Origin of the sequence: Schleiferilactobacillus perolens DSM 12744 (genome assembly GCF_001435585.1) — a bacterium.
GTDB lineage: Bacteria > Bacillota > Bacilli > Lactobacillales > Lactobacillaceae > Schleiferilactobacillus > Schleiferilactobacillus perolens.
This window is the reverse complement of record NZ_AZEC01000036.1, coordinates 1-2688: the sequence shown is the minus strand read 5'-3', so window position 1 is coordinate 2688 and position 2688 is coordinate 1. Positions and strand designations below refer to the sequence as shown.

Below are 2688 nucleotides of genomic sequence, written 5' to 3'. Positions count from 1 at the left end.
ATATGAGTTAAGACTTGTTCGAGAGTACTGAAAACATGAAGATCATCAAGACTGTAAACCATGCTTTTCCCTTCTCTTCTTGCCTTCACTAAATGTGAATCATTCAATATTTTTAGTTGGTGTGAAATCGCGGACTGTTCCATATCCAATGCAAGCACAATGTTTCCAACACTGAGCTCTTCTTTCTGTAAAAGAAAGAGAATTGACAAGCGTGTAGGGTCACTAATCACTTTGAATTCTTTGCTTATTGATTGGATCTTCTCTTTATTGATTGGCGAAGTTGTTGATGTATCCATATGCTCTTATTCCTCTCACATGATTTTCCATTCATATATATAATATCACATGAGTAAAACGATGCTAGTTTTTTGTTTATAGACAAAATTAAGACTTTTGTATCAGCAATAGTAGTCCATTTGAATAAGAAGCATCTTGTCTTGACAAAACTCATACAGTGAGTTAATATGATTTTGTAAACATATGATTTGTTATTCATATGTAAAACGTAAAGATTCCGATTTACATATGGGACAACTGAAAGGAGTCAGAGACAATGGAAATTACATGAATACTTCTCTTCTTTTAGTGGGAATTTGTGTGATTTAATAAGTAAATGAATGGAAATCAAAGGAATTATATAGGAAGGTGATAAAAATGGAAACTATCGAAGAACAACAATCTCAAGAAAAACATAATCACGACCATGAACACGGAAAAATGCCAATCGTTTTATACTTTATTGGTTTAGCCTTAGCGGTGATCGCTTTATTTTTGAATGAAGATTATCAGTTAATGCGAAATATTTTATTCTCAATCGCTACAATCAGTGCAGGATATCATGTCATTATTCTTGAAGGCCTTGGAGAAACAATCGAGAACTCCAAAGTTCAAAAAAAGTTCATGCCCAACTCTCACATTTTGATGGGATTAGCGGCCATTGGCGCTTCTTTAATGGGGAATTTTGGGGAAGGTACATTATTGATTCTTATTTTTTCTGGTGCACATTTTTTGGAAGATTATGCAGAAGGAAGAAGTAAACGAGAAATCACGAAATTACTCGAAATGAATCCAACGACTGCCCGGTTAATCCAGCCTGATGGCAGTACAAAAAATGTTGACGTCAGTGAATTAAAAGTGGGAGATCAACTTCAAGTATTGAATGGCGATCAAGTCCCCATTGATGGCGTCATTTTGTCAGGCTCTACGTCCATTGATGAGTCATCTATTAATGGAGAAAGTATCCCAAAAGAGAAGTCCAAAGGAGACGACGTTTTCGGAAGTACAATCAATGGAACAGGTACTTTCACAATGGAAGTCACTAAAGAAAATAAAGATACAGTATTTTCAAAAATTTTACAGTTAGTAAACCAGAACCAAGACAACCAAACAAAAGCTACGAGTATAATCCAAAAATTTGAACCGAAATACGTTACAGTTGTTTTAATTGCCATTCCGTTATTCATGTTATTGGCTCCTTTTCTCCTAGACTGGACATGGTCACAAAGTATCTATAGAGGATTGGTCCTTTTAGTGGCAGCTTCACCCTGTGCTTTAGCAGCGGCTACTGTATCGGTAACTTTATCGACGACTTCTAACTTGGCCAAAAAAGGCGTCCTTTCAAAAGGTAGTTCTTACCTGTCTCAATTAGCCGATACTCAAGCCATTGCATTTGACAAGACAGGAACCTTGACTAAAGGAAAACCTGAAGTAACCAATTACTATTTTGCTGATTCCGTGAACGAAGAAAACATGATTGATATCGTAGTAGCTCTTGAAAAAGAATCCAATCACCCTTTAGCAGATGCTATTCTAAGAAAGTTTGAGCAAAAAAATAAACTAACTATCGAAGTAGAAAACCAGATCGGCAAAGGATTGATAGGAGATTACAAAGGGAGAAATTATCGTATAGGAAAACCGACTTCGTTTGACGATGTTTCAGATGAATATAGTCGTTTAAATAATGAATGGTCGTCAGAAGGTAAGACGGTCGTATACGTAGCAGTAGATGAGGCTGTTATAGGTCTTATTGCCCTCATGGATGTTCCGAGTGAGCATGCAAAAGAAACCATTGATTATTTCAGAGAACAAGGCATACATACCACATTAATTACTGGTGACTCAGAAATGACGGGTAAAGCAGTCGCTAAACAATTAGGAATAGATGAAGTGATTGCGAATGTCATGCCGGAAGACAAATCCAGAATTATAGACGAACAAAAAGAAAAATACGGTGTAGTTACCATGGTTGGAGACGGAGTGAATGATGCCCCCGCTCTCGTAAACGCAGATGTGGGAATCGCTATGGGAGATGGGACCGATGTGGCAGTAGAGGTATCGGATTTAGTTTTAATGCAAAACGATTTATCCAAATTGGTACAATCTCATAATATATCTACGAAAATGAATCGTGTCATTTGGCAGAATGTTATTTTTTCAATGGCCGTTGTTGCCTTTTTAGTTGTCGTTAGTTTCTTAGGCTTAACGGATATTGCAATCAGTGTCATTATTCATGAAGGAAGTACATTGGTTGTTATTCTGAATGGGCTTCGATTGTTAAGGTCTAATTCTAAGCCTATCAAAAATTAATAACCTGTTTCAAATATTAACTAATTCTCGTTTTCATATGCCTCTGAAGTTTTGGAAACTTTAGAGGCATATTTTTATAAATCAGTTAGGGTGCTTATGCTA

Annotated in this window: 2 protein-coding genes; one reads left to right on the top strand and one right to left on the bottom strand. The window is 36.3% G+C overall.

Annotated features, from left to right (window positions below; translation table 11 throughout):
• The coding region (locus tag FD09_RS15360) for an ArsR/SmtB family transcription factor (protein ID WP_057822556.1) at positions 1-296 on the bottom strand (296 nt) is incomplete at its 3' end.
• 358 nt (positions 297-654) lie between these two features.
• On the opposite strand from FD09_RS15360, the gene FD09_RS15355 reads away from it, so the two are divergent.
• The gene (locus tag FD09_RS15355) at positions 655-2586 is read left to right on the top strand and encodes a heavy metal translocating P-type ATPase (RefSeq protein ID WP_056988599.1); all 1932 of its coding nucleotides are present in this window, start codon (positions 655-657) and stop codon (positions 2584-2586) included.
• Positions 2587-2688 lie beyond the last annotated feature (102 nt).